This window comes from Pectobacterium wasabiae CFBP 3304 (assembly GCF_001742185.1).
GTDB lineage: Bacteria > Pseudomonadota > Gammaproteobacteria > Enterobacterales > Enterobacteriaceae > Pectobacterium > Pectobacterium wasabiae.
In genome coordinates, this window is sequence record NZ_CP015750.1 from 3,279,461 (window position 1) to 3,299,591 (window position 20,131).

Annotated in this window: 20 protein-coding genes and 1 pseudogene; 13 read left to right on the forward strand and 8 right to left on the reverse strand. The window is 52.3% G+C overall.

What is annotated here, in order from left to right; all coding sequences use genetic code 11:
* Positions 1 to 113: 113 nt before the first annotated feature.
* From speG to purM, 3 genes are all read right to left on the reverse strand, one after another.
* On the reverse strand, positions 114 to 689 hold the full coding sequence (gene speG, locus A7983_RS14765; protein ID WP_005976204.1) for a spermidine N1-acetyltransferase: 576 nt from the start codon (positions 687 to 689) through the stop codon (positions 114 to 116).
* Between the two features lie 263 nt (positions 690 to 952).
* Positions 953 to 1,591 (reverse strand): phosphoribosylglycinamide formyltransferase, encoded by a 639-nt coding sequence (purN, locus tag A7983_RS14770; RefSeq protein ID WP_005976206.1) that lies wholly within the window; start codon positions 1,589 to 1,591, stop codon positions 953 to 955.
* On the reverse strand, positions 1,591 to 2,628 hold the full coding sequence (purM, locus tag A7983_RS14775) for a phosphoribosylformylglycinamidine cyclo-ligase (RefSeq protein ID WP_015730939.1): 1,038 nt from the start codon (positions 2,626 to 2,628) through the stop codon (positions 1,591 to 1,593). Before purM ends, purN begins: the two co-directional genes overlap by 1 nt.
* A gap of 370 nt (positions 2,629 to 2,998) precedes the next feature.
* On the opposite strand from purM, the gene upp reads away from it, so the two are divergent.
* The 3 genes from upp to hda all read left to right on the forward strand — a co-directional run bounded on the left by upp (position 2,999) and on the right by hda (position 5,938).
* The gene (gene upp, locus A7983_RS14780) at positions 2,999 to 3,625 is read left to right on the forward strand and encodes a uracil phosphoribosyltransferase (RefSeq protein WP_005976210.1); all 627 of its coding nucleotides are present in this window, start codon (positions 2,999 to 3,001) and stop codon (positions 3,623 to 3,625) included.
* A gap of 216 nt (positions 3,626 to 3,841) precedes the next feature.
* Complete coding sequence (uraA, locus tag A7983_RS14785) at positions 3,842 to 5,131, forward strand: uracil permease (protein WP_005976212.1); 1,290 nt, start codon at positions 3,842 to 3,844, stop codon at positions 5,129 to 5,131.
* Between the two features lie 99 nt (positions 5,132 to 5,230).
* Positions 5,231 to 5,938, forward strand: coding sequence for a DnaA inactivator Hda (hda, locus tag A7983_RS14790; RefSeq protein ID WP_005976214.1), 708 nt, complete (start codon positions 5,231 to 5,233; stop codon positions 5,936 to 5,938).
* Positions 5,939 to 5,992: 54 nt separating this feature from the next.
* On the opposite strand, the gene arsC is transcribed toward hda, so the two are convergent.
* From arsC to A7983_RS14810, 4 genes are all read right to left on the reverse strand, one after another.
* Positions 5,993 to 6,370: an arsenate reductase (glutaredoxin) gene (gene arsC / locus A7983_RS14795; protein WP_005976217.1), complete on the reverse strand. Its 378-nt coding sequence runs from the start codon at positions 6,368 to 6,370 to the stop codon at positions 5,993 to 5,995.
* Between the two features lie 14 nt (positions 6,371 to 6,384).
* Positions 6,385 to 7,848, reverse strand: a complete 1,464-nt coding sequence (bepA, locus tag A7983_RS14800; protein ID WP_005976219.1) for a beta-barrel assembly-enhancing protease — start codon at positions 7,846 to 7,848, stop codon at positions 6,385 to 6,387.
* A 168-nt stretch (positions 7,849 to 8,016) separates the two neighbouring features.
* On the reverse strand, positions 8,017 to 8,484 hold the full coding sequence (gene bcp / locus A7983_RS14805; RefSeq protein WP_005976221.1) for a thioredoxin-dependent thiol peroxidase: 468 nt from the start codon (positions 8,482 to 8,484) through the stop codon (positions 8,017 to 8,019).
* 53 nt (positions 8,485 to 8,537) lie between these two features.
* Positions 8,538 to 9,089: a glycine cleavage system transcriptional repressor gene (locus A7983_RS14810; protein WP_005976223.1), complete on the reverse strand. Its 552-nt coding sequence runs from the start codon at positions 9,087 to 9,089 to the stop codon at positions 8,538 to 8,540.
* Between the two features lie 149 nt (positions 9,090 to 9,238).
* Between A7983_RS14810 and A7983_RS23520 the strand changes: the two are divergent.
* From A7983_RS23520 to A7983_RS14855, 10 genes and pseudogenes are all read left to right on the forward strand, one after another.
* A pseudogene (locus A7983_RS23520) lies at positions 9,239 to 9,403 on the forward strand (helix-turn-helix domain-containing protein); the annotation flags it as partial.
* 77 nt (positions 9,404 to 9,480) lie between these two features.
* A complete protein-coding gene (locus A7983_RS14815; RefSeq protein WP_005976227.1) occupies positions 9,481 to 9,843 on the forward strand; it encodes a cupin domain-containing protein in 363 nt (120 codons plus the stop codon).
* Positions 9,844 to 10,058: 215 nt separating this feature from the next.
* Positions 10,059 to 10,937 (forward strand): 4-hydroxy-tetrahydrodipicolinate synthase, encoded by an 879-nt coding sequence (gene dapA / locus A7983_RS14820; RefSeq protein WP_005976229.1) that lies wholly within the window; start codon positions 10,059 to 10,061, stop codon positions 10,935 to 10,937.
* A 16-nt stretch (positions 10,938 to 10,953) separates the two neighbouring features.
* Entirely contained in the window at positions 10,954 to 11,991 is a 1,038-nt protein-coding gene (gene bamC, locus A7983_RS14825) for an outer membrane protein assembly factor BamC (RefSeq protein WP_005976231.1), read from the forward strand.
* 142 nt (positions 11,992 to 12,133) lie between these two features.
* Complete coding sequence (gene purC, locus A7983_RS14830) at positions 12,134 to 12,847, forward strand: phosphoribosylaminoimidazolesuccinocarboxamide synthase (protein WP_005976233.1); 714 nt, start codon at positions 12,134 to 12,136, stop codon at positions 12,845 to 12,847.
* 198 nt (positions 12,848 to 13,045) lie between these two features.
* Positions 13,046 to 13,498 (forward strand): DUF441 domain-containing protein, encoded by a 453-nt coding sequence (locus tag A7983_RS14835; RefSeq protein ID WP_005976235.1) that lies wholly within the window; start codon positions 13,046 to 13,048, stop codon positions 13,496 to 13,498.
* Between the two features lie 17 nt (positions 13,499 to 13,515).
* The gene (locus A7983_RS14840; protein ID WP_005976237.1) at positions 13,516 to 15,585 is read left to right on the forward strand and encodes a tRNA(Met) cytidine acetyltransferase TmcA; all 2,070 of its coding nucleotides are present in this window, start codon (positions 13,516 to 13,518) and stop codon (positions 15,583 to 15,585) included.
* A gap of 50 nt (positions 15,586 to 15,635) precedes the next feature.
* On the forward strand, positions 15,636 to 15,863 hold the full coding sequence (locus A7983_RS14845) for a DUF1272 domain-containing protein (protein WP_005976239.1): 228 nt from the start codon (positions 15,636 to 15,638) through the stop codon (positions 15,861 to 15,863).
* A 164-nt stretch (positions 15,864 to 16,027) separates the two neighbouring features.
* Entirely contained in the window at positions 16,028 to 16,645 is a 618-nt protein-coding gene (gene ypfH / locus A7983_RS14850) for an esterase (protein WP_005976242.1), read from the forward strand.
* 345 nt (positions 16,646 to 16,990) lie between these two features.
* Positions 16,991 to 18,661, forward strand: coding sequence for a methyl-accepting chemotaxis protein (locus A7983_RS14855; RefSeq protein WP_005976244.1), 1,671 nt, complete (start codon positions 16,991 to 16,993; stop codon positions 18,659 to 18,661).
* Between the two features lie 282 nt (positions 18,662 to 18,943).
* On the opposite strand, the gene A7983_RS14860 is transcribed toward A7983_RS14855, so the two are convergent.
* Positions 18,944 to 20,122, reverse strand: coding sequence for an acetyl-CoA C-acetyltransferase (locus A7983_RS14860; RefSeq protein WP_005976246.1), 1,179 nt, complete (start codon positions 20,120 to 20,122; stop codon positions 18,944 to 18,946).
* Positions 20,123 to 20,131: the final 9 nt, after the last annotated feature.

A 20,131-nucleotide genomic window follows, 5' to 3' on the forward strand; every position in this document is an offset into this window, starting at 1 on the left:
CGCGTTCCCTACGCGGCACTGGCTTTCGCGACGTCCTGTCGCTCACTCGGCGGTCAAGCTCACCGCTGCATAATTTTTGATGCCGGATAACAGAGAAACTCGATCTTTTTACCTTACTGACTGATAGAACTTCCCGGTGCTTCGCCGCCGGTTCCCGTCACGGTTTTGTGTTTCTCCAGATATTGATGCTGGAAAATACACATGCGGATCGTGTTGCGGTATTCACCGTTGATGAAAAACTCGTGGATCAACTCGCCTTCGACCTCAAACCCCAGTTTGCTGTAGATGTGGATCGCTTTCTGGTTTTCCTTATCCACAATCAAATACAGCTTATAGAGGTTCAACACCGAGAAGCCGTAATCCATCGCCAGTTTGGCTGCCGTGCTGGCGTAACCGCGGCCTTGATACGCGGGATCGATGATGATCTGAAATTCCGCGCGACGGTGGATATGGTTAATCTCCACCAGTTCAACCAGACCGACTTTAGTCTGTTCGTGTTCAATAATGAAGCGCCGCTCGCTCTGGTCATGAATATGCTTGTCGTACAGATCGCTGAGTTCGACAAAGGCCTCGTAAGGCTCTTCAAACCAATAACGCATCACACTGGCATTGTTATCCAACTGGTGAACAAAAGTGAGATCGTCCCGCTCCAGCGGTCGTAGCCGAACGGAATTGCTCGTACCGGACATAGTGAATCCTTAATTGTTAAAAGGGACGTGAACCGTGGTTACTGAGGTCACGCTGGCATGAGTATGCTAACGCTAGTATAGCGGCGGAGCGTTCTGCGTAGAACGTTCAATAATAACCAATGAATACTTAAAGCATAAATAGGGGAGAAGAAATGATGATGACTAGCGAGTGGATGCCGAAAGAAAAAAGAAGTGAATACGTAATAAAGAGTAAGGCTCCGCAGGGGAGCCTTACTCTATGATGAAGCGATGAGCTGACAACATCACTCGGCAGCATAACCCTGTGGAGGAATACGCACGCTATCCAACCAGGCTTCATTCTCGCGCATCACCAATCTGCCGTTCAGGAACCAGTTAATGACCATCGGATAAATCGTGTGCTCGTGCGTCTTAACGCGTTCGCTTAGACTTTCTTCCGTATCGTCAGTAAATACAGGAACCTTCGCTTGCAGAATCAACGGGCCGCCGTCCAGTTCATCGGTGACAAAATGCACGGACGTGCCGTGTTCATTATCGCCATTTTCCAGCGCCTTACGATGCGTATGTAGGCCAGGATATTTGGGCAGCAGAGAAGGGTGAATGTTTAACATTTTGCCTGCAAAAGTTGCAACAAATTCCGGGCTAAGAATCCGCATGTAGCCTGCTAAGATCACCAGTGCCGGTTGATACTGTTCAATTTCGTTTGCTAATGCGGCATCAAATGCAGCACGGTCGGCAAAATCTTCAGGATTCAGGACGCACGTAGGGATCTCAGCATTCTGCGCGCGTTCTAGTCCGTAAGCCTCCGCATTATTACTGAATACGGCGACAATCTTTCCTTTAAGGCGTCCGTTTTTACAGGCGTCAATCAACGCCTGTAAGTTGCTTCCATGACCTGAAATCAGCACAACGATGTTTTTCATCAGTTAATAACCACTGCGTCTCCGGCATCGGTTTGGGTAATGACGCCGATTTTCCATGCGTTTTCGCCGCTGCTGTTGAGTAACGCAACGGCCTCGTCTGCCTGTTCGGCTGGCAGTGCGATGATCATACCAACACCGCAGTTGAAAGTACGATACATTTCGTGGCGGCTAACATTACCAGCCTGTTGCAGCCAGTTGAAGACCGCAGGCCATTGCCAACTGGATTCGTCGATAGTTGCCTGCATGCCTTCTGGCAGCACGCGTGGGATATTTTCCCAGAAGCCGCCGCCGGTCAGGTGAGAAATCGCGTGGACATCCACTTTCTCAATCAGGGACAGCACGGATTTCACATAGATTTTGGTCGGTGCCAGCAGGTGGTCGGCCAGCGGTTTGCCTTCCAGTTCGAACTGCTCTGGATTGGTTTTGCTGACTTCAAGCACTTTGCGCACCAGAGAATAGCCGTTTGAGTGCGGGCCGCTTGCCGCGAGGGCAACGAGAACATCGCCGTGCTGAACTTTGCTACCGTCAATGATTTCTGATTTTTCTACGACACCGACGCAGAAGCCGGCAACATCGTAGTCTTCACCGTGATACATGCCCGGCATTTCGGCGGTTTCACCACCGACCAGCGCACAGCCTGATTGCTTACAGCCTTCCGCGATACCGGTAATCACGCTGGCAGCGGTGTCGACATCCAGCTTACCCGTGGCGTAATAGTCGAGAAAGAACAGCGGTTCAGCACCCTGGACGACCAGATCGTTCACGCACATCGCAACCAGATCGATACCAATCGTATCGTGGCGTTTCAGATCCATCGCCAGGCGCAGTTTGGTGCCGACTCCATCAGTGCCGGAAACCAGAATCGGTTCGCGGTATTTTTGCGGTAAGGCGCACAAGGCACCGAAACCACCCAATCCACCCATAACTTCCGGGCGACGGGTCTGTTTCACTACACCTTTGATTCGGTCTACCAATGCATTACCTGCATCGATATCCACGCCTGCGTCTTTATAGCTGAGAGAGGTTTTGTCGGTCACTGCTGAGTCCCCACGAAGGTTACGGGTTGTATTCAAAAACAGACTTGTATTAAAAAAATATGGCATTCAGAAAACACGGTATTTGGAAAAGATACTGTGGTAAAAATAATGCGCGCTAATTCTAACAGTGTAGGCAATCGTTTGCGAGTGATGAGTCATCGGCTGGCTATTTTTCGTTGATGACGACAATTTATCTCCTCGGTTGATCTGGATCAGGCTTAATCATATGGCGCTAAGTAAAAAAGGCGGTATAATCCCGCGATTTTTTTTACGACGGGCTCTCGTGCCCGCCGCCCTGCGGGCCGCCGCAAGCGGTGTTTAAAACGCGTTTAGCGTTTTTGTCCGTCCACTAGCCGATGGGGAGATAATGATGAAGATCGTCGAGGTGAAACACCCACTTGTCAAACATAAACTGGGTTTGATGCGTGAGAACGATATTAGCACTAAGCGCTTTCGCGAGCTGGCTTCCGAAGTGGGAAGTTTGTTGACTTACGAAGCGACGGCCGATCTGGCCACCGAAAAAGTCACCATTGATGGCTGGTGCGGTCCGGTTGAAGTCGATCAGATTAAAGGCAAGAAAATTACCGTTGTACCGATTCTGCGTGCAGGGTTAGGGATGATGGAAGGCGTGCTGGAGAATGTCCCTAGCGCGCGTATCAGCGTTGTCGGTATCTACCGTAATGAAGAGACGCTGGAGCCTGTTCCCTATTTCCAGAAGCTGGTTTCCAATATCGAAGAGCGCATGGCGCTGGTTGTTGACCCAATGCTGGCGACCGGTGGTTCGATGATCGCGACGATCGATCTGCTGAAAAAAGCAGGCTGCCACAGTATTAAGGTACTGGTATTGGTCGCGGCTCCAGAAGGGATTGCCGCATTGGAGAAAGCTCACCCGGATATTGAGCTTTATACCGCATCCATTGATAAGGGTCTCAACGAGCAAGGTTACATCATGCCGGGCCTGGGTGATGCGGGCGATAAAATATTTGGTACGAAATAACAGGTAAGCCGACTTATAGTCGGCTTTTTTTTGGCGCGAACCTAAGTACTTCCTATGGTGCGCCACAGCCTGTGTTACGTCACACGCGGTTCTTTTATTACATCAGCAGTCAACATCATCCTGCTTTACTACGGTGGGGCGGGATGAGTCTGGCTGTGATAATAAGTGTGGGTCTACCTGCACATACAAATAGCAACACTACAGAGGATATTGAAGATGACTCGTCGCGCCATCGGGGTGAGTGAACGCCCCCCCTTGTTACAAACTATCCCGTTGAGTTTCCAGCATCTATTCGCGATGTTTGGCGCTACCGTTCTGGTTCCCATCCTGTTTAAGATCAACCCGGCGACCGTACTGTTATTTAACGGCGTGGGTACGCTGCTTTATTTATTCATTTGTAAGGGAAAAATCCCTGCATATTTGGGGTCGAGCTTTGCGTTCATTTCCCCCGTTTTACTGCTGTTGCCGCTGGGGTATGAAGTTGCGCTGGGTGGTTTCATCATGTGTGGCGTGTTGTTCTGTCTGGTGGCGCTGATTGTTCAGAAAGCGGGTACTGGCTGGCTGAATGTGCTGTTTCCGCCTGCGGCGATGGGGGCGATTGTCGCCGTTATCGGCCTTGAGCTCGCCGGTGTTGCGGCAGGAATGGCCGGACTGCTGCCTGCCGATGGCACATCCGTTGATTCCACTGCGGTGACGATTTCTCTGGCAACGCTGGCGATCACCATTTTGGGATCGGTGCTGTTTCGCGGTTTTCTGGCGATCATCCCGATTCTGATCGGGGTACTGGCTGGCTATGCGCTGTCGTTCGCGCTGGGCGTGGTTGACTTGACCCCGATTCGTGAAGCGCACTGGTTCGCGATGCCAACATTCTATACGCCGCGCTTTGAGTGGTTTGCCATTCTGGCGATCCTGCCTGCGGCGCTGGTGGTAATTGCAGAACACGTTGGCCACCTGGTCGTGACGGCGAACATCGTGAAGAAAGATCTGATGCGCGATCCGGGACTACACCGCTCCATGTTTGCCAACGGGATTTCTACCGTGCTGTCTGGTTTCTTCGGTTCTACGCCGAACACGACCTACGGAGAGAATATCGGCGTGCTGGCGATTACCAAAGTGTATAGCACCTGGGTTATTGGCGGCGCCGCGATCCTTGCGATTCTGCTCTCCTGCGTAGGTAAATTGGCCGCGGCGATTCAGGCTGTACCGGTTCCTGTCATGGGTGGTGTGTCGCTGTTGCTGTACGGCGTGATCGGTGCCTCTGGTATTCGCGTGCTGATTGAATCCAAAGTGGATTACAACAAAGCACAAAACCTGATCCTGACCTCTGTGATTCTGATCATCGGCGTCAGCGGTGCGAAAGTACATCTGGGCTCGACCGAACTGAAGGGCATGGCGCTGGCGACGGTTGTCGGTATCGGTATGAGTCTGGTGTTTAAAGTCATCAGCCTGTTCCGCAAAGAGGAAGAGATCCTCGATGCGCCGGAAGAGAACGACGTGCGTTCATAGTTGTGTTATTCCCCCTGTTGAGGCTGCGTAGATCGTGGTCTCAACAGGGACAGGTTTCTGTGGTAAACTCGATCCGTTTTCCTGCCCGTTTTGCTTGAGGTGATTCTGAACACGCCGGCACAGCTTTCATTGCCACTCTACTTACCCGATGACGAAACATTTGCCAGTTTCTATCCGGGTGAAAATGCGTCTCTTCTTGCCGCTGTCAACAATGCTTTGTATCAAGAGCATGGTAGCTATATCTATTTCTGGTCACGCGAAGGAGGCGGGCGCAGCCATTTGTTGCATGCTGCCTGCGCTGAACTGTCGCGTCAGGAACGCGCAGTGGGCTACGTGCCGCTGGATAAACGCGCCTACTTTGTGCCAGACGTGCTGGAAGGTATGGAGCAACTGGCGCTGGTCTGTATCGACAATATCGAATCTATTGCAGGCGATGAAGAATGGGAAATGGCGGTGTTTAATCTGTATAACCGCATTCAGGAAACGGGACGTGCACGGCTGTTGATTACCGGCGATCGTCCGCCGCGGCAGTTGAATTTACGTCTGCCCGATCTGGCTTCTCGCCTCGACTGGGGACAAATCTACAAGCTACAGCCGTTGTCAGATGATGAGAAAGGGGAAGCACTACAGTTACGTGCCAGACTGCGTGGGTTCGAATTGCCAGAAGACGTGAGTCGTTTTCTGCTTAAGCGTTTAGATCGAGAAATGCGCACGTTATTTATGACGCTCGATCAGCTTGACCATGCTTCCATCACTGCACAGCGCAAGCTGACCATTCCGTTTGTGAAAGAGATCCTCGGACTGTAGTTGGGGATCGCGAGTTGACGATCGTTCACAGCAATTGTCCACAACTACAGACATTTACAACGACAGAATCTCCAGCACCTGCTCCGGCGGGCGGCCAATACGTGCCTGACCCTGTGCCACGACGATAGGGCGTTCGATGAGTTTCGGGTTATCAATCATCGCCTGAATAAGTTGCGCTTCTGTCAACTCGGCGTTCGATAGCCCCAACTGCTGATAAATCTCTTCTTTGGTTCTCATCAACTCGCGTGCGCTGCTAAAGCCCAACTGTTGGATAATCTGAGATAGCGTCGCGGCATTGGGCGGCGTATCGAGATAGAGCACGACGTCAGGGGCAATATTGTGCTCTTGCAGCAGCGCCAGCGTTTCACGGCTTTTTGAGCAGCGCGGGTTGTGGTAAATCGTCACGGATGATTTGGTTGAAAGCTGTGTCATCGTCATGCTCCTTATCAGGATTTCTGGTACTGGCGGAAACGCTGTTGTAACTGGCGGAGTTGGTCAATACGGGCATCGTAGCGAGCCTGCTCCAGGCTGCCCAATTTGACCAATGAACTCGCGTTGCTCAGTAATCGAATAGATTGATCGAGTTGGCCATTAAGCGCCAGACTCTCTGCGCGAGCTGCCAACTCTTCTGCGCGCAGCCCTTGGGCTGCTGCGGCTTGCGCTAATAGATCCCAGCCGTTCGGATCGTCAGGGTGCGCATAGGTGTAGCGATACAGTATTTTGCCAGCGGCAGCAGGCTGTTTCCCTTCCACATAGGCATTGGCCAGATTAAGCTGAAGTACTGGATTAGCTTGCATTCCGGGCACGTTTTGTAAACGGGCGATCGCCTGCGTGGCGCGATTTTGTCCCAGATCGATATCGGTCATCATATCCAGAAACCACGGATTGTCAGGTGTGCTGCTTAGCAGCGGTTGCAGCACATTACGCGCTTCATCGTACTTCTTCGCCTGATACAACTGAATCGCACGGCCATACTTCGCAGCTAACTGCTCCCGCACGTTACCTTTTTCCCACTGCACTAATAGATCGTCATTGAGCGGACGATCCGGTGCACCATACATACCAAAAGTACGTATTTTGGCGAACAGGAAATCCTGAGAAGACTGCACTGGCGTCGAGCGCATCTGGTTGGCACGGTTACGGGCATCTGACAGGCGGCTTTCCGGCAATGGGTGTGTCAGCAACATTTCCGGTGGTCTGGAGGCATAGCGTGATTGGTCAGCCAGCTTTTGCAGGAAATTTGGCATGGCTTGCGGATCGAAGCCCGCGCGCTGTAGTACCTGGATCCCGATGCGGTCTGCCTCTTGTTCATTTGACTGCGTGAACGTAATCATGCCCTGCTGCGCACCTGCCAGCGTGCCGCTGAGCGCAGCCATTCCTAACTGTGGATTAGCCATTGCCAGCAAAATAGAGCCGAGTGCACCGACCCAGGTGAGCGGGGCGCTGCGCTGCTGAGATTCCATGCTGCGCGCCAGATGACGCTGGGTGACGTGAGAAATTTCATGTGCCAGTACGGAGGCCAACTCGCTCTCGCTATCGGCATAGCGGAACAGAGCGGAATGCAGTACTACGTTGCCGCCGAAGAAGGCGAAGGCGTTAATATCGTCATTGCGGATCAGATAAAAATGGAACGGCGTGCGCACCGAATCGGCCTGTTTGACCAATCGGTTACCGAGTTGATTAATGTAATTGGACAGAAGAGGATCGTTGATAAGCGGCGCACCGGCCCGCAGTTGACGGACGTAAAAATCGCCCATCGCTAACTCCTGATTGATGCTAAGCGTACCGCCTGCGGTGGTGCCGATATCCGGCAGCCGATCTAGCGTGTCAGCCTGAGCTGGAAGCTGGCTGCCAGCCAATAATGCTCCGAGCAGGACGGACATGAGCGTTTTTCTTAACCGAATAGACATAACGGAAGATAACCTTATCAACAGCTAACGTGAAAGCATTCTGCCGACTATCTTAGCCAGCGATGGCAGACAAAGAAATGCCCCAGTGGGAAAAACGTGGTGAAGAGAGATAACCGCAGGAAAACCGGCACCGATTACGGTGCCAGTGGAAAGACTGAAAACCGCGAATCAGGCGCTTTTCAGATAATCGAGAACGATGTCGTGGTGGTTGCTGGTTTTGAAGTCGTCAAAAACCTTCTCTACCTTGCCGTTTTCATCGATCAGGAAGCTGATGCGATGAATGCCGTCATAGGTTTTCCCCATGAACGTTTTTTCTCCCCAAACGCCAAATCCTTCTGAAACCTGATGATCTTCATCAGAAAGCAGGGTGAAATTTAAGACTTCTTTCTCGGCGAAGCGGGACAGTTTTTCTGATTTGTCCGTGCTAATACCAAGAACTTCAACGCCATGTTTTTTCAAATCATCCATGTTATCGCGCAGGCCACAAGCCTGAACGGTGCATCCTGGCGTCATCGCTTTAGGGTAGAAATACACCAACACTTTCTGTCCCTGGAAGTCGGTTAAATTTACTTGTTCGCCATCCTGGTCGGGCAAGCTAAATTTCGGTGCAATATCACCGGCTTTCAGTGTGTTCATCACGACTCTCCGTCTTGTTTCTCTTCATGCTGTGGATATACCCATAAATTAGACTATTGGGCATAGTTAACGACGCTAATACTGCCTTGTGCGTGCAATTCTGTACATAGCTGATGAAAGGCTGGCTCAATAATTGAGCTATCAAGCGTTGCAGAACTGTGCGCGGCAATCTGAATATACAACTGCGGTGGTTTTTCACCCTCTGCGGGCTGCGTTTTTGAAACCAATTCAGCAATATTTAACTGGTGAGAATCGAACAAATCAGTGAAACGCTCAATGATGTGAGGAGAATCGGCGACGTCAACCTTCACCCAAACGGTGGAAGGCGTTGGTTGGCTGGCCTGTGACTCCGTCCGTTTCATGACGATCAGTAAATCCATCTCCGCGCCTTTTAGTGGCAGAGTCGATTCAATCAGCGTTATCGCGTTCCAACTGCCGGACAGCAGCATAATAAATGTGAACTCTTTGCCCAGCATGGCAAGACGGCTATCTTCGATATTGCAGCCACAGCTACTGACGTGACGGGTAATCGCATTGACAATACCGGGGCGATCAACCCCCAGCGCGGTAATAACCAGATAGTGTTCTTGTGAGCTTGGCAACATCATGCTTCCTGTCTTTTTTCCCATTAACACATGGTAAACATAAAAAATTGCCAGGAGCAATTTTTAACGCCGCTTGCGGCGGCCCGAAGGGCGGCGGGCATTCCGCGTTAAAGTGGGCGTTGGTAATCAGAAATAAAGTGCCTTTCACCATGCGCCGCCTCGAACACTGTCGGCGACTCATGTTGGTGGGTGACAATCTCGCCGATATTGCCGCTCTTGCGGGCTTCGCAGACCAAAGCCATATGACGCGCCATTTCGTGAAGGCATTTGGCATTTCCCCCGGCCACTGGCAGCGCATGTTCACTACGTTTTAATCGACTTGCACAATCGTTCAATATCGCCGCGACTCTGCTTTGCTAACCTGATGCCGTCATCATAAAGGAGAGACGGTATGTATAAATCCATTAATTTTGCCCAAAAGTTAGCGCTGTTCGACGATCGTTGGCAGCCGAAAGTCATTGCTGAGATGAATGACTATCAATTCAAGATTGTTAAGATTCAGGGTGATTTCATCTGGCATTCCCATTCCGATACGGACGAAACGTTTATTGTGCTGGAAGGTCAATTGAGAATTGATTTTCGTGACGGCGATGTGCGTATCGATGCGGGGGAAATGTATGTCGTCCCGCGCGGCGTTGAACATAAACCTTACGCAGAACATGAAGTAAAAATGCTGCTCATTGAACCGAAAGGCGTGTTAAATACGGGTGATGAAGGCGGTGAACTGACGGCTGAAAATGATATTTGGCTTTGATCGGTCGGGGAAAAAAACACCGTAAAACGTCTTACGAGTGATGTATCAGCCGCAGTAAACGGGCTGCTTTTGTACCAAAACGTCAGAAGCATTTTTAATTTCGTTTGCTGCGTCATAAAAAAACCTGCGTCAGGCACCGACAACGCCCTTGTCCGCTTGCTTTTGCATAGAGGTCAAAAGTACCATGAAGCACTTGTTTGTGGAGGGGATGGCCAATGTTTACGGGAAGTATTGTTGCGCTGGTTACGCCGATGGACGCCAAAGGCGCTGTCGATCGGGCGAGCTTGAAGAAACTGATTGATTATCATGTCGCTAGCGGTACATCGGCGATTGTCTCTGTCGGCACGACGGGCGAATCCGCCACGCTGAGCCATGACGAACATGGCGATGTCGTGTTGTTGACGCTGGAGCTGAGCGACGGGCGTATTCCCGTTATCGCTGGAACCGGTGCGAATGCTACCGCCGAAGGCGTTTCACTGACCAAACGCTTTCATGGCACGGGCGTTGTTGGCTGCCTGACGGTGACACCGTACTACAATAAACCGACGCAGGAAGGGCTATTCCAGCACTTCAAAGCGATCGCTGAACATACCGATTTGCCACAAATCCTGTATAACGTACCTTCTCGTACCGGTTGCGATATGCTGCCAGAAACGGTTGCCCGTTTGTCTGAAGTGAAAAATATTGTCGCAATTAAAGAAGCGACGGGGAACTTAAGTCGGGTAAGCCAGATCCAAGAGCTGGTTAGTGAAGACTTCATTTTGCTGAGCGGCGATGACGCTAGCGGGTTAGACTTTATGCAACTCGGCGGTAAAGGGGTGATTTCCGTAACGGCGAACATTGCTGCGCGTGAAATGGCAGAACTTTGCAAGCTGGCGGCGCAGGGCAATTTTGCTGAAGCGCGCCGTTTGAATCAGCGCCTGATGCCATTGCATCAGAAATTATTTGTTGAACCCAATCCTATTCCGGTGAAGTGGGCCTGTAAGGAATTGGGACTCATGGCGACCGATACGCTGCGCCTGCCGATGACACCGTTGACCGATTCCGGCCGTGCGGTGATGGGGCTGGCACTTAAGCAAGCGGGTTTGCTGTAATCGTTAGGGAGATTTAATGCGTTATTCATTACAAAAGTCGATGGTGGCAAAAGTCGTTGGCCTATCACTCGTGATGTTGCTTGCGGCTTGTTCCAGCGATCAGCGCTATAAGCGTCAGGTCAGTGGCGATGAATCCTATCTGAAAGCGCCTGAGCATCACGCGCTGAATACGCCTGCCGGAATGATTTTACCGCTGCAGAACGGGGATTATGAGATACCACCGGTTACCCTGAATGGCGCGGTCGGCAAGGCACTGGATATCCGTCCTCCTGTGCAGCCATTGGCTTTGTTAAATGGTTCGCGTACCCAGGTTTCAGGGGATACGGCAACGCTGCTGTTAGAAAACAGCTCGCAAAACAGCCAGCTCTGGTCTCAGGTTATCCGCGTGCTGCAAGATAAAGCGTTCACCATCGCCAGCCGTCAGGATGCCAGCCAAACGCTGACTACGGACTGGATCACATGGCCACGTGAAGATGAAGACGTACCGTATCAGGGGCGTTATCAGATTTCCGTACAGCAGCAGGGTTATCAGGTTGCTTTGATCGTGAAACTGCTGGGATTACAGTTGAACGGCCAACCGGTGACGACGGGCGATCAGGCTCAGCGTTATGCCGGCCTGATGCTGAATGCGCTTAGCAGTGGTCTGGATTCTCAGGCAACGGCACGTGAAAATGCGCTGGCAAACCGTACCATTGGTTCTCTGGATGTGCAGAGCGGCGCGGATGACACTGGCCTGCCGCTGCTGATTGTACGTGGCCCGTACACGGTGGTGTGGGATCGTCTGCCTGTTGCGTTGGACAAGATCGGTATGAAGGTGAACGATCGCAGCCGTCCGCAAGGCTCTGTCTCCGTCACGTATCGCGCACCAAGCGGCGGAACCTGGGATGATTTAGGCGCGAAAAACCCTGAGCTGCCTAACGGCGATTACAAATTGCAGGTCGGCGATTTAGATAACCGCAGCAGTCTGCAATTTATCGACTCCAAAGGGCATACGCTAACCCAGTCTCAGAACGATGCGCTGGTGGCCGTATTCCAGGCGGCGTTCGGTAAATAACACATAAACCAAGGGTCGGATTATCCGGCCCTTCTTCATTCAACCCCTCTACCCGAATTGGCGGGCGTTGTTGGCAACCGTTCGGGGAAGCGTTAAATATACGGGTCGTATTTTTGACCCTCACTGTGTGGAGTAATTAAAGATGCAAAAGCTAGCTGAGCTGTATCGTGGAAAGGCGAAAACTGTCTACACCACCGAAGATCCCGATCTACTGGTGCTGGAGTTCCGCAATGATACATCAGCAGGAGACGGTGCGCGCATTGAGCAGTTTGACCGTAAAGGAATGGTAAATAACAAGTTTAACCATTTCATCATGAGCAAACTGGAAGAAGCCGGAATCCCAACGCAAATGGTGAGCCTGCTGTCTGACAATGAAGTGCTGGTGAAAAAACTGGAGATGGTGCCGGTCGAGTGTGTCGTGCGCAACCGCGCGGCAGGGTCGCTGGTAAAACGTCTGGGTATCGAAGAAGGCATCGAGCTGAATCCGCCGTTGTTCGATCTGTTCCTGAAAAACGATGCGATGCATGACCCAATGGTGAACGAATCTTACTGCAAGACGTTTGGCTGGGTGAGCGAAGAGAATCTGGCTCGCATGAAAGAGCTGAGCTACAAGGCGAACGATGTACTGAGCAAACTGTTTGGCGACGCTGGGCTGATTCTGGTCGATTTCAAACTGGAGTTTGGTCTGTTCAAGGGTGAAGTCGTACTGGGTGATGAGTTCTCACCAGACGGTAGCCGCCTGTGGGACAAAGAAACGCTGAACAAAATGGATAAAGACCGTTTCCGTCAGAGCCTCGGTGGTTTGATTGAAGCGTATGAAGAAGTTGCGCACCGTATCGGCGTAAAATTAGACTAATTGCGCAATCGTTTACGTTCAGGCCGTCAGTCGGCGATAGGCTGATGACCTGAATGTTTTAACGGCTCTCCTTCCTGATGGCCGTCGTTTTGTCCCTCTGTATCTGTGCGATTTGCTGACCTGCCCCTGACTCCGATTAATGCTATCATCGCGGTTTGCTTAACGCGCAACCTGACTACTTTCGACAGACTCGCATCCATGGCTTACTTCGATCCAACATTGTTAATTCTGCTCGTCCTGGCGGGGCTGGGCATTATCAGCCACAACATGACCGTCACGCTGGCAATTCTGGTTCTGCTGGCAATACGCATCACCCCGTTAAATAGTTATTTTCCGTGGGTGGAAAAATACGGTTTGAGTATCGGTATTGTGGTGCTGACGATTGGCGTAATGGCACCCATTGCCAGCGGGAAAATTACCGCCAGTGAAGTGATGCATTCCTTCCTGCACTGGAAATCTCTGCTGGCGATCCTGATTGGCGTTGTTGTGTCCTGGCTTGGCGGACGTGGCGTGTCGTTGATGAGCAGCCAACCCTCCGTTGTGGCGGGGTTGCTGGTGGGAACAGTCATGGGTGTGGCGCTGTTTCGCGGTGTTCCTGTCGGGCCATTGATCGCCGCAGGACTGCTTTCTCTGTTAATCGGCAAGACCTGATTGATCCGGCGCGTGTGATGATGCTGCGTGATTTTCTCCACAGCCAACACCAGCAACAACGCTATGGCATCCGTCGACTGCTGGTGCTGAGCGGTGAAGCGAGCTGGTGTGAAGCACAGGCGCTGTCGCTCAGTTCTCAGTCAATTGGCGACTGGCTGTGGATTAGCGAAGACGCGCCGGATTCCGTCACTTCACTTTCTGCCAACCGAGTACGCACGCTGCTAGGGCGGGAGTTTCTCCATGCGGTGTTTGATGCGCGTAAAGGCGTGGATGTCGAGGCGTTGGCGATGCTGTCAGGCGCGCTACAGGCCGGTAGCTGGATGATTATGCTGGTGCCGTCGTGGCCGTCATGGCCGACCTTACCCGATGAAGACAGCCTGCGCTGGAGCGAACAACAACAGTCGATTGCCACCCCGCACTTTATTCAGCATTTTCAGCGCCAGTTATTGGCCGATAAGGACGTGGTGCTCTGGCAACAGGGGCAGGAATTAGCGATTCGCTCTCTCGCCGAGCGGCCCGACTGGCAGCCTGCGCATGGCGAACCGACTGTACGACAGCAGCACGTTCTGCATGAACTGAGTGCCGCCGAATCTGGCATTTTTGTGATTACTGCACCGCGCGGGCGGGGAAAATCAACGCTGGCGGGTATGCTAACGCAGCGTAGTCGCGGAACCTGCTGGATCACCGCACCCTCACGCGTAGCGGCGGATATCCTGCAACAGCACGCGCGTGCTGATGCGCAGTTTTGGGCTCCGGATGCGTTATTGGCACATTGTCGCCTTCATGGTGTACCCGATATCAATTGGTTGCTGATTGATGAAGCAGCAGCAATTCCGTCTTCTCTACTTACGGCACTGTTACCCTACTTTCCCCGTATTCTGATGACCACGACGGTGCAGGGCTATGAAGGCACCGGGCGGGGTTTTTTGCTGAAATTTTGTGCTGCATTGCCACAGTGGCGGGCGTTTACGCTGGACGATCCGCTGCGCTGGGCGGTTAACGATCCGCTGGAGCGCGTGTTGGATCAGGCGCTGCTGTTCAACGAACCTGCCTCGTTTCCTTCTCCGTTGAATCCCATTGCGGGTTCTCTGGCTTTGCCCTCTACCGAACTGGATATCCGAACTGAACGTGCCGTCGACTGGCTGACACATCCCGAACGTCTGACGTGGTGCTACGCGTTATTGTGTAGCGCACATTACCGTACTTCGCCGCTGGATTTACGCCGTCTTATGGATGCGCCGGGTATGCACATTGCCAGCGCACAGGTTGCCGATGAGATGTGTGGCGTACTGTGGCTGGTGGAGGAAGGCGGGCTGTCTGCCTCGCTGGCTCATGACGTTTGGGCTGGGAGGCGACGACCGCGCGGTAATCTGGTGGCCCAATCGCTAGCGGCGCATGCTGGATTGTGGCATGCGCCGACGCTGCGTGCGCGTCGCATCAGTCGAATTGCGATTGCGTCGTCATCTCGCCGGCGGGGGATAGGGCGAGCATTAATCGCAGAGCAGACACGCGAAGCACAAAAACAGGGGCTGGATTACCTGTCAGTCAGTTTCGGCTATCAGCCAGATCTGTGGGCGTTCTGGCAGTCGTGTGGGTTTCAACTGGTGCGTATCGGCAGCCATCTTGAGGCCAGCAGCGGTTGCTACAGCGCGATGGCGGTACTGCCGCTAAGTGAGGCGGGGCATGAACTGGCACAGCAGGGGAGCCAGCAATTGGCGCGTGACTGGTATTGGCTACAGCGTATGATTCCGCTGAACCTCGCGCTGCCGCAGACAGAAAATACGGCGCTGGATGCCGAGAATATTGAACTGAATGACGACGACTGGCGTGAACTCGCGGGGTTTGCCTTTGCACATCGGCCGATGGAGGCCAGCTTCGCTGCGATCTGTCGTCTGCTGATTCATACCCCGTTACCGCTGCTTGCGCTACGTCTGTTGGCGGAGAAGCCGGGTGACGGTGAGCAAACGTCCACTACGCTGGGGTTAACGGGCAAGAAAGCGCTTTTGAAACGCTGGCGAGAAGAAACTGCCAGTGCGCTAATCGATCTCGATGCGCAACGGTGCCATGGATGGGTTTCCCGAGTTTAGTGAAATCTGGTAGGTTGTAAGAACCTTTCTGTCCCGTTCAGGATAAACCGATGCTGGAATTACGCCCTAACTGTGAACGCTGCGACTGTGATTTGCCGCCGGATGCCGAAACGTACATCTGCTCCTACGAATGTACATTTTGCCCAGACTGTGCGGATTCCGCATTTCATCACGTCTGTCCGAACTGCGGCGGCGGATTGGTTAAACGGCCGGTGCGCCCAGCACGTTGTCTGGCGAACGATCCGGCCTCAACGCTCCGTATTATCAAACCACACTGACGGCGCGCATAGCTGATACCCCTCTGTCATTGCAAAAAATGGAACGTCTCGTTCAGTAATTCCCGATTTCTCCTGTCAGTGTGCGGCGTATAGTGAGAATTAACCGTATTTTATGACGACTGTCGGCAGATGATGCGTTCGCTGCACGACGTCAGGAGAGAAACGTGAATCAAGATTATATTGTTGTTCAGCAACCCTCGGAGGCGAATCGTTTAATCCTGCTGTTTCACGGCGTGGGTGATACCGCCGCAGGCATGGCACAGATTGGGCGCTATTTTGCTGCCGCATTACCGCAGGCAATGGTGATCAGTATTGGTGGGCCGTTCAGTACTGGCTATGGCGATGGGCGGCAGTGGTTCTCTGTTCAGGGCGTGACGGAAGAAAATCGGTTATCGCGCATTGAAGCAAACCTACCGCGTTTTGTTGAGACTGTGCGTGATTGGCAAGAGCAAACCGGCATTAGCGCAGAACAAACCGTGCTGGTGGGATTTTCGCAGGGGAGCATTATGTCGCTGGAGGCGCTGAAGTCCGAAGCCCCACTCGCGGGGCACATTATTGCTTTCAGCGGTCGTTTTGCTGTTTTACCGGAGACTGCATTTGCTGATGTTGTGGTGCATCTGATTCATGGTGAAGCGGACGGTGTCATTGTGGTTGGGCATGCGCATGCTGCTGCTCATCGCTTTCAGGAATTGGGGACGTCGTTTACGGTGGATATCGTGCCCGGTGTTGGGCACGGCATTGATGAACGGATGTTGAAGCGGGCGTTAGCCTACCTCAAATAAACGCCATCCCATCGTACTCAAGCGGTTTGTGCGTTGACTTTTCAGGCCAGCGCACTGCGTTATTCAAAACGAACTCGTTTTGTCCTGAAACTCGAATTATTTAGGGTATAGACGATATCTCATCAGATTATCTTATTGGTTATTTTGATAACTAATACGGCCTGCATATAGTAAAATTAGAATATATATTTTCAGATGTGATATTTTATCCATATTAAAGATAATATAATCCATATCGGGATGTTAAATAATATCGGCAATGTTTTGATTTGTGTTGAACGTTCAATATTTCCCCTCTTTTTTCGGATATAACTATTACATCCTTATGGAAAAAGAGGGTGTGCCATGTTTAAACGTATTAGAGTGATAACCATCCTTGTTATTCTCTTGTTTGTATTAGGTGTATCTCAATTTTTAACCGGGGCGCTATCCGTTCGGGCATTGATGAACGATAAAGAGAGTTTCCTTGTTTCTCAACGCTCTAACCAGAATGTGGCCGCCTTTACCGATGCCTGGATTATGATGAATCAGACACGCATCGCTATTGGTTCTATTATACAAAACATGATGATGGGGAATGCGGATAAAGAGGCCATGCAGGCACTCTTACAGCAGGCCAAATCGCAATTGGTCGCTTCAGAGAATAGTTATAAATATTATTTGTCCCTGCCTAATACGCCCGGATTGGATGAGTCATTATCTAAAAAACTTGAGGCGAGTTATGTCGCCTACGATAAGCTGCTGAATGATATTGTGGATTCACTTTCCGGTGGGTTAGCGGGGGCTGCGATGAAATTGAGCAGTGGGGCGACGCCGTTTAACGTGGCGATGCAGGATGCCTATATTACGTGGCGTGCGGCCCAAAACCAACTGTCGGACGACGGCTTACAGGAAAACCACGTCGCGTTTGAAACGATGCTGTGGCTTTTAGGCGCACTCTCTGTGGTTGTCGTGCTGGTGATTATCCTTAGTTGGATCGGATTGCAGCGTATTCTTTTACATCCGCTGCGCACGCTCATGCGGCATATCAGCGCCATTGCCGAAGGTAATCTAACGCAGCATATTGATACTAGTGGCCGTAATGAGATGAGCCAACTGGCGGCGGGTCTGCACCATATGCAGCAGTCATTAACCCGTACCGTGAGTTTGGTGCGCGACAGTTCCCACTCCATCCACTCAGGAGCCAGTGAAATTTCGGCTGGCAGTAATGACCTGTCTTCGCGCACGGAGCAGCAGGCCGCCTCGTTACAGGAAACCGCTGCCAGCATGGAACAGCTTACCTCAACGGTGAAGCAGAATTCAGACAACGCGCGTCAGGCCACGTTGCTGGCAAAAAGTGCGTCAGAGACGGCGAATAAAGGGGGCGTTGTGGTCAATAACGTCGTGAAAACGATGGATGAGATCGCGGATAGCTCACGAAAAATCGCCCACATTACCAGCGTGATTGATGGTATTGCTTTCCAAACCAATATTCTGGCGCTGAATGCGGCGGTTGAAGCGGCGCGTGCCGGAGAGCAAGGACGCGGCTTTGCCGTGGTGGCGGGCGAAGTGCGCACGCTAGCACAGCGCAGTGCGCAGGCCGCAAAAGAGATCAAAGTGCTGATCGATGATTCGGTTAGCCGGTCCAATACCGGTTCTTTACAGGTGAAAGACGCGGGCGATACGATGAAGGAAATCGTCAGTGCCGTGAGCCGGGTAACGGATATCATGGGCGAAATCGCATCGGCCTCGGACGAGCAGAGTCGGGGGATTGATCAGGTTGGGCAGGCGGTTAATGAAATGGATCGTGTCACGCAGCAAAACGCCTCGCTGGTTGAGGAATCGGCTTCTGCCGCCGCGGCATTAGAAGAGCAGGCCAGATTTTTGCAGAACGCCGTTGAGGTGTTCAAAATTAATCAGTCGGCTGCGCAGGAACAGCGTGTGGCGAGTGCTCCTTCTCTGGCTGCATTACCGAAATCGCTTCTGCCCAAATCCACCTCCGCTGGTTCATCGAATGCGAATTGGGAAACGTTTTAACTGAGGAGTTGTGCTGCTGGCTAAAAAAAGCGGGCTGTTGATAAAACTATTTACTGAACGAAAACGGCAGTAACGGAATAGAAGAGTAAAGCGTTTGCGCCATGGACAAAGGCGTCAGGAATGCCTTTGAACGTCGCTTGCGACGGCCCTGAAAGGGTGAATCTCATCCCTGAGATTCATATTCGCGCAATCCGAGCTTACATGGACGTACTTGCAGCGTCTTTACGATCTATCCGTTACTACCGCTTTACTGCCTTTGTTGTTTTAACTGGCCAACCCGCTTTAAACGCGTTCGATAATCATGGCGATACCTTGCCCACCGCCGATGCACAGCGTTGCCAACCCCAGCGTTTTGTTATAGCTGTGCAGCGCATGTACCAGCGTGACGAGAATACGCGCACCGCTCGCGCCGATAGGGTGACCCAACGCAATTGCACCGCCGTTAACGTTCACCTTTTCTGGGTCGAGCTGGAGATCGCGCTGTACCGCTAGGAACTGTGCTGCAAAGGCTTCATTGGCTTCAATCAGGTCGATATCACCGATGGTCAACCCAGCCTTGAGCAGTGCTTTCTGCGTCGCCGGAATCGGCCCCAGCCCCATCACTTCACTCGGTACGCCAGCAGACGCCCAACTGCGGATCCGCGCTAGCGGGGTAATGCCCTGTTTTTTCGCTTCGGATTCACGCATTAATACCAGCGTTGCGGCGGCATCGTTAATGCCGGACGCATTTCCTGCGGTGACAGTGCCGTTCGCGGAGAATGCCGGACGTAACGCCGCCAGCGATGCCAGCGTAGTGTCTGCGCGAGGGAATTCATCCCGATCGAAAATCCGCGTCTCTTTTTTGCTGCGCAGCGACAGCGGGGTAATTTCTGCCTTGAAGCGGCCAGCTTCAATCGCGGCGACGGCTTTCTGCTGCGATGCTAGCGCGACCTGATCCTGTTCTTCGCGGGTGAGCTGATAGCGCTCGGCGATATTTTCCGCCGTGGTGCCCATGTGGTAATCGTTAAACGCACACCACAGACCATCGTTAATCATGATGTCGACGAGCTTGCCATCCCCCATCCGATAGCCGTGGCGCGCTTTTTCCAGCAGGTAAGGCGCAGCGCTCATGTTTTCCATCCCGCCCGTCACGCAGACGTGATTATCGCCGGACAGAATAGACTGTGCGCCCAGCACAACGGCTTTCAGGCCGGAGCCGCATACTTTGCTGACGGTCAGCGAGGGCGTTTCAACGGCGATACCGGCGGCCTGGCTGGCCTGGTGCGCCGGGTTTTGTCCCAGACCGGCTTGCAGCACGTTGCCGAGAATCACTTCATCGATCGCCAGCGTGTCTGGCAGCGTTGACAGACAGTCACGGATGGTGGCAGAGGCCATCTCGATAGCAGAGGTGTTGGCCAGACTGCCTGCAAATTTACCAATCGCCGTGCGCTTGGCATTAACAATAACAACGGAGTCGTTCATGATCGCCTC

What these genes read in the sequence shown, in the direction of transcription:
- speG (WP_005976204.1), bottom strand. Translation starts at nt 689, where the DNA reads ATGTCCGGTACGAGCAATTCCGTTCGGCTACGACCGCTGGAGCGGGAC.
- purN (WP_005976206.1), bottom strand. Translation starts at nt 1,591, where the DNA reads ATGAAAAACATCGTTGTGCTGATTTCAGGTCATGGAAGCAACTTACAG.
- upp (WP_005976210.1), top strand. Translation starts at nt 2,999, where the DNA reads ATGAAGATCGTCGAGGTGAAACACCCACTTGTCAAACATAAACTGGGT.
- uraA (WP_005976212.1), top strand. Translation starts at nt 3,842, where the DNA reads ATGACTCGTCGCGCCATCGGGGTGAGTGAACGCCCCCCCTTGTTACAA.
- arsC (WP_005976217.1), bottom strand. Translation starts at nt 6,370, where the DNA reads ATGACACAGCTTTCAACCAAATCATCCGTGACGATTTACCACAACCCG.
- bepA (WP_005976219.1), bottom strand. Translation starts at nt 7,848, where the DNA reads ATGTCTATTCGGTTAAGAAAAACGCTCATGTCCGTCCTGCTCGGAGCA.
- bcp (WP_005976221.1), bottom strand. Translation starts at nt 8,484, where the DNA reads ATGAACACACTGAAAGCCGGTGATATTGCACCGAAATTTAGCTTGCCC.
- A7983_RS14810 (WP_005976223.1), bottom strand. Translation starts at nt 9,089, where the DNA reads ATGTTGCCAAGCTCACAAGAACACTATCTGGTTATTACCGCGCTGGGG.
- A7983_RS14815 (WP_005976227.1), top strand. Translation starts at nt 9,481, where the DNA reads ATGTATAAATCCATTAATTTTGCCCAAAAGTTAGCGCTGTTCGACGAT.
- dapA (WP_005976229.1), top strand. Translation starts at nt 10,059, where the DNA reads ATGTTTACGGGAAGTATTGTTGCGCTGGTTACGCCGATGGACGCCAAA.
- bamC (WP_005976231.1), top strand. Translation starts at nt 10,954, where the DNA reads ATGCGTTATTCATTACAAAAGTCGATGGTGGCAAAAGTCGTTGGCCTA.
- purC (WP_005976233.1), top strand. Translation starts at nt 12,134, where the DNA reads ATGCAAAAGCTAGCTGAGCTGTATCGTGGAAAGGCGAAAACTGTCTAC.
- A7983_RS14835 (WP_005976235.1), top strand. Translation starts at nt 13,046, where the DNA reads ATGGCTTACTTCGATCCAACATTGTTAATTCTGCTCGTCCTGGCGGGG.
- A7983_RS14840 (WP_005976237.1), top strand. Translation starts at nt 13,516, where the DNA reads ATGATGCTGCGTGATTTTCTCCACAGCCAACACCAGCAACAACGCTAT.
- A7983_RS14845 (WP_005976239.1), top strand. Translation starts at nt 15,636, where the DNA reads ATGCTGGAATTACGCCCTAACTGTGAACGCTGCGACTGTGATTTGCCG.
- A7983_RS14855 (WP_005976244.1), top strand. Translation starts at nt 16,991, where the DNA reads ATGTTTAAACGTATTAGAGTGATAACCATCCTTGTTATTCTCTTGTTT.
- A7983_RS14860 (WP_005976246.1), bottom strand. Translation starts at nt 20,122, where the DNA reads ATGAACGACTCCGTTGTTATTGTTAATGCCAAGCGCACGGCGATTGGT.